The following is a 5842-nucleotide window of genomic DNA, read 5'->3' as shown; positions in this document are numbered from 1 at the left end:
CTGACCCTTGCACACAGTTAACCTTCTGGTCAGATACCGTGCGATAGGCTAAGAATGTGCCCGCCACCACCGGGGCAGGCACGATTCACCAACCACCGCACAAGGACGTACACACCATGGGCACAACCAAAGTAAGCAGTGAAGCACACAAAGCAACGAAAGCCTAGAAACCCAGCACAGAGTAACAGCCCGCAGCTCAGAAAGAAGGTGAAGAGCAATGAAGAAAAATTCCCCGAGGAAAAAGAATGTTTCAAAGAAAAGGAATACCTCAAAGAAAAATAGCTATCCGGAGAAAAATTATATTACTGAAAATAAAACTACACAGAATACCAGCAAGAAGAAATATTACAAGAAAAAGAAGAATAAAGTTACCCTCAAAGAATATATTCGCGAAATAGTAGAATATGTTTGGGACGACCGTGTAACCATCATATTTTGCGCAGGATTCCTCGCCGCACTTGGTTTCTTATATTTCACGACTCACTACAACCCGAACAATGACTCTGAAATATGTACTATCGAATCAGTCGAAATCATTGAGCATGAGGACCCCTACTCAATCTCTGGTGAATTCGAAACGGAAGAGTGCGGAATCATCACATCAAGCAAATCCCCTAATGGTATCCCCATCCGCAAATACCTCCAGAACTTTGAGACGGGCAAGAAATACAGGGCGTACAAGACCTTCTATACCCGTAACGATGAATTCGACTTCAGCGTCCTCCGCTTTGAAGAGATCAAAGAGTAACCCCACCCCCGCAGAAAGGAACCCACCGTGGACGATTTCGGCGACTTTATCATCGGCTTTTTTGAAGGGGCCATCGCGTCCTCACCAACACTGCGGCGAATATTCCTGTGGATTCTTTTCTCTATATCCGCACTTCTCATGCTCGTCCCCGTCGTGACGGGTGAATACGCGTGGAGCATCCTATCCATCTCCGCAATGCTGTTTTCCGTCGTAATGATTGACGACACCCGTAAGCACAGTGTGCACGATGCAAAGAACGGCGGCGCGTACCATTACTTTCTGCTGACGGTGGGCACGCTCTGCGTTACCGCGATTGTTCTGCTCGCTGCTCTCTCCCTGGTGGGTGTCCCGCCGGTTGCCTCCACCCCGCAGACGGACGGCATCAATTTTGCGCCCTGGTATGTGGCGGCGTCCGCGCTGATTCTGCTGCTGTTCTTCTATAACGCCGCGCAGCCGAGCGACGAGATCCCTAACCTGCGCCGTATGGAGCGCATCAACCGGTACGTGCGCGCGGTCGTGCTGGGTGTGAGCGCCCTGATGGTGCTCTTCTGCCTGGTTATTCCGGTGGTTTCGTTCGCTACTGCCGGTTATGAGCCTGTGGGTGTTTCGGTGGTGCTGTGCCTGGTGCCGGTCTTCCTGATTTTTGTGCGCCGCGCCCTGTTCAAGCTGTGGGTATCGACCTTTGAGGAGGGCACTGCCGGGTATGGTGTGTTGCGTGGCTTCTGCGTCGCCCTGGTGGGTTTGGGCGGATGTTTGGCGGCGGTTCGTCTTGCCGCTGATGTTGTGCAGTACGGTAGCGGGTTGTCGCTGGTGTACGTGGTGCCGGTTATCACCTCGTACTTGCTGGTGAAGAGATACGTGACCGTGGGTGTCGCTATCCCTGAGAAGGAGGATGAGGAGGACCCGGAGGCTGAACCTACAGCCAGCTAAACCGTGGAACCCCGCGGGCTGAGGAGCCTTGTGCACCAAAGCGCACGGTCTAGGATGATTCGCACACCGGGGTATCCTTGGGGAAGGTACGCCACCTACCGGTGGTGCGCTTCCGGATATTCACCAACCACACGAAACGAGAACCCGTCATGCGCATTTTCCTGATTATTATCTGGGGCATTATGGCCTTCATCTCGGTAACCGGGACGCTCTACATCATTATCAACTATGAGATTCAGCGCTGGAAGGATATGGAGCGCCGCCGCCAAGGCGCGTACATCCGACGAGTTAATCAGGCGGAGGCTCTTCTAGCAATATTTACCCCTGGGTTCCCGTGTCTTGGTTTCTTTCTTCATCTTGTTGAGGAGGGGTCTCCAGGTGCCTTTTATGAATTCCTTGGGATATTTCTTTCAATTGGGCTCATGATGTATGCCTGGTACGTACACGTTGCCTATGTGAAGATTTCCCCTGAAGGTATTGAGCAGCGTATGTGGTCGGCACGTACGACCGTCTATCCCTTCAATGCTATTGACGGCATTGAATACTATGAGGCAACCTCTACAGACGACCAGGATCTTGTGTCTTTCTACAGTAAATCCGGAAAACTAATTGCCGCCTTCTGCCCGATTATTCACAAGAATTATCGTCTGATGGCGATTGTGCGGTTCAGGATTGAGAACGAACGTTGGCCGAATATGAATAATCCGAGTGATATTGCTCGGGTGGATGCTCTAGATAGTGGCCCTGGTACAGTTCCGTATTTTAGGGAACGTGAAAAGGTCACAGGCCTCGCCGACGTTGACATGTAACCCGCTCGATAAGCACCAGCTACCCCCTACATCCGAAGAGCCACAACCGGCGCGAATACCACCAACAACCGCGAAAGAGGGGCACGCATCATGCACACCTTTTTCCTTCTGCTCTGGGGCACCTGCACCCTCGCATCAATCATCGGCGCCATCACTATCATCGTTCTGCATGATAGGCACCTGCGGCAGGACATGAAGCTACGCGACGAAGGCATCTACATTACACGTGTGCCTCGCCGTGAAGCCCTCATAACCCTTCTCATACCCATATTCCCGGCAGGTTTCTTCGCGTTCTACCTCTACACGCAGGCAGAGCTCGGCATCCTCTTCAACCTTCTGATATTCATCCTGCTACTCGTCCTTCTCTACCACCTCCTGCACGTTCACCTGGTGTACACAAAACTCACGCCCGACACTGTGGAGCAGAAGCTCTCACCGTTCGCTACCGTGACCCCCTACCCGATTAGAGCTATCGACCAGGTTTTCTACTTCCAAGGTACAGCGGAGGCGGATGACTGGGATGGGGAAGCGACTGACAAGGCCACCTTCTACACCAAGAAAGGCAAGGAAATCGCCAAGCTTGACCCCGTCGGCAAGAACCACCGTCTGCTGGCAATCGTACGGTTCAGGCTCGAGTTCGACCGCTGGCCCGATATGCGGAACCCGCAAGATCTGGCGTGGGTTGATACGTGGGACAACCTTGAGTGGACCCGACCCCTGTTCAGGAAACTGTATAGAAGACGCAACAAAATCACCGGTCTAGCGGATATCAAAATGTAGCGCCGCACGGCAGCCGATACGATAGACCCAAACACCGAACCCTATTCACCAACCACACTAGGACAGCGAATGTTCAGAAAATTTCTTGCCGAAACCGTCACCAACGGTTCTATCGGACTTAACCGCCCTAAAGGCTATATTCCTCTGGGACAGCGGCAGAAAAACCCTCTTCTGGTTCTTGTATATGTAGATGTATTGACGTTTCTGATGTGCATTGTTACACCCTTTGTGATTTCAGAGGATATTGAATCTTTAATAGTCGTCTTTCTTATGATGAATATCCTTGGGTCCCCTGCTTGGTATTTGGTTTTACATGCGCATTCCTTTTACATCCAGCAGAATGAGACCTCCGTGAAATGGCGGAACTGGCGATTCAAAACCCGCGAGTTCGACTACAGCCGCATCACCAAAATCCATATGAAAGAGAACGGTAAGGGCGGCTACTTCGTAATTAGCAGTAGCCAGATGGGTAAGCGCCGCCTAGCGTTTAGCCCCGTCTTCTTTGACGTTACCTATATCTACCAGATGATTCTTTTCCGTGAACGCTACGGTGTTTGGCCGCCCAAATACGTACCGGAACTCTTCGTAGAGTTCGGTGATTACGAGGAGATGGATACCCTTATCAAAATCCTCTGCTACGCCCGCAAGTACGAAATTGGTTCCCCCGAGGCTGGAGAGTACCGACAGATCCCGGAGCACCTGCAGCGCATCCTTGACCGCGCTGCGGCAGAGTCTAAATAGTTGAAAGGGAAATAGCATGAACGCATTTCTCAATACCATAACCGACCCCAGGCTTCTCTTCATGTGGCTCAGTTTTATTTTCTTAGCTCTCGCATCTTTATTGCTGGGTATAGTCGAACACTGGCCGTGGGGTGCGATATTCTTCGTTGGGGGGCCTGTGACCCTCCTGGCTCTAGACATGGCACATGATGAAAGCATTGCAGGCAAAGCAAACGGTGGCCCTTTCCACCACTTCTTTATTTTTGTTTTCTCCTTCAGCGCGGTGGGCTTGATTGTGCTGACGGTTCTTACAGCTTTTGGTGTACTCAAGGGGGATACGACTCCGTGGACCCCGGAAACGAACTTCGCCTCCTGGTATATAGCTGCCGGGTCGCACATCGTCCTTGCCCTAGCCACACGTACCAATCCCAAGAACGGCGCCCCTGACCTGCAGCGCATGGAACAGCTGGATAGGCGCTCAACCCGTGTGGGTGTTGTGACGGCGGCTATTTTTGCGGTTCTATGCCTTGTGGTTCCTCTGATTAGTCTCTCCGCTACAAGCTACGATTCGCTTGCCCTGGCGTTGACGCTCCTCCTTACCCCGTGGTTCCTATACCTCGTGTGCAATGGTCTTTTCTACCTGCACCACCCGCGTTTTGAGGAGGGGTCCGAGGGGTACCGCACCCTGCGTGTCGTGTGTGTCGGCATGGTGGGGATGTCTTGCTGCATCTCGTTGGTGTACATGATCAACACGCTGAACCGTTCAGAGTGGCTACCCGCGCTATTTTTCACGGTATCGATGGTGTCAACTGGGTGGTCGGTGAAGGAGTACGTCACCGTGGGTATTACTATTCCTGAGAAGGAAGACGAGGATTCCTCTTCTCATGCCATTGCTCAGGAGGCGGAGTAAAACATGTTAGATACCATTTTTAGTATCTTCTGGGGAATTATTTTAGTGCTGTCCATTGCCTCTATCCCCTACATTATTATTAGGTACGAGATTAATCGACACCAAGATAAGAAAAAAGAAGCACAAGGAATTTACATTAGGCGAGTCAATCGCTTTGAGGCTTATGTATGTATATTTAATCCCTTAATTCCATTTTTGGGATATATTGGCAATAGATATGGTGGAAATATGGGCATTTGGTTTAATATATTCGCTATTATTTTTACATTATGTTTTTATGCCTTCTCACGCTATATCCTTGTCGCTTATGTCAAAATTTCGCCTGAAGGTATCGAGCAGCGTATTTGGTCCTCCAACTCGACCCGTTACCCCTTCAATGCAATCAACCGTATTGTGTATTACGAGGCATTGAATATTGAAGATCAGGATATGGTGGGGTTCTACGCCAAGTCAGGCACCCAGATTGCCCTGTTCTGCCCGACCATCCATAACAATTATCGTCTGATGGCGATTGTGCGGTTCAGGATTGAAAACGAGCGTTGGCCTGATATGAATAATTCGGATGATGTGGCGAAGGTGAATGAGTTGGACGATAGGGGTATGACCATTCTTTATTTTAGGAGTCGCGAGAAGGTCACCGGCCTCGCCGACGTCTACATGTAGCATCGCACGGCATTAGTTTTGAATATAGAGAAAGCCCCCGCGGCCGAGAGTCATCCTCTCAGCCGCGGGGGCTTTGTCGTATCAGCGTGTCCTCACGCGGCGAGCGCTAGGAGGCGCGGCGGCGGGAACGCAGCACCATCACAGTGCCAGCACCAAGCACCAGAGCGCCACCCACAGCCACAGACACCGCACCAAAACCAGTGCGGGCAAGGCCGCCCTGCTGGGAGCTAGCGCCACCCGACGCAGCAGACACACCAGACTGACCCAAAGAGCCGCCACCGG

At 51.5% G+C, this 5842-nt stretch carries 7 protein-coding genes; all 7 read left to right on the top strand.

Translation table 11 applies throughout. From position 1 onward, the window contains the following. The first annotated feature begins 217 nt into the window (after positions 1-217). The 7 genes from Q0216_RS07965 (at position 218) to Q0216_RS07935 (ending at position 5560) form a co-directional block, all read left to right on the top strand. Positions 218-748, top strand: a complete 531-nt coding sequence (locus tag Q0216_RS07965) for a hypothetical protein (RefSeq protein ID WP_298594355.1) — start codon at positions 218-220, stop codon at positions 746-748. A 27-nt stretch (positions 749-775) separates the two neighbouring features. Beyond that, a complete protein-coding gene (locus tag Q0216_RS07960) occupies positions 776-1678 on the top strand; it encodes a hypothetical protein (protein ID WP_298594354.1) in 903 nt (300 codons plus the stop codon). Between the two features lie 149 nt (positions 1679-1827). After that, entirely contained in the window at positions 1828-2487 is a 660-nt protein-coding gene (locus tag Q0216_RS07955) for a hypothetical protein (RefSeq protein WP_298594352.1), read from the top strand. A gap of 90 nt (positions 2488-2577) precedes the next feature. After that, a complete protein-coding gene (locus Q0216_RS07950; RefSeq protein ID WP_298594349.1) occupies positions 2578-3267 on the top strand; it encodes a hypothetical protein in 690 nt (229 codons plus the stop codon). A 351-nt stretch (positions 3268-3618) separates the two neighbouring features. Continuing rightward, on the top strand, positions 3619-4008 hold the full coding sequence (locus Q0216_RS07945; protein WP_298594347.1) for a hypothetical protein: 390 nt from the start codon (positions 3619-3621) through the stop codon (positions 4006-4008). A gap of 16 nt (positions 4009-4024) precedes the next feature. Then, positions 4025-4897, top strand: coding sequence for a hypothetical protein (locus tag Q0216_RS07940; protein WP_298594345.1), 873 nt, complete (start codon positions 4025-4027; stop codon positions 4895-4897). 3 nt (positions 4898-4900) lie between these two features. Beyond that, entirely contained in the window at positions 4901-5560 is a 660-nt protein-coding gene (locus Q0216_RS07935) for a hypothetical protein (protein ID WP_298594343.1), read from the top strand. Positions 5561-5842 lie beyond the last annotated feature (282 nt).

This window comes from uncultured Rothia sp., from assembly GCF_937976295.1.
Taxonomy (GTDB): domain Bacteria; phylum Actinomycetota; class Actinomycetes; order Actinomycetales; family Micrococcaceae; genus Rothia.
The sequence above is the reverse complement of the archived record's forward strand: the minus strand, read 5'-3'. Positions and strand labels throughout refer to the sequence as shown.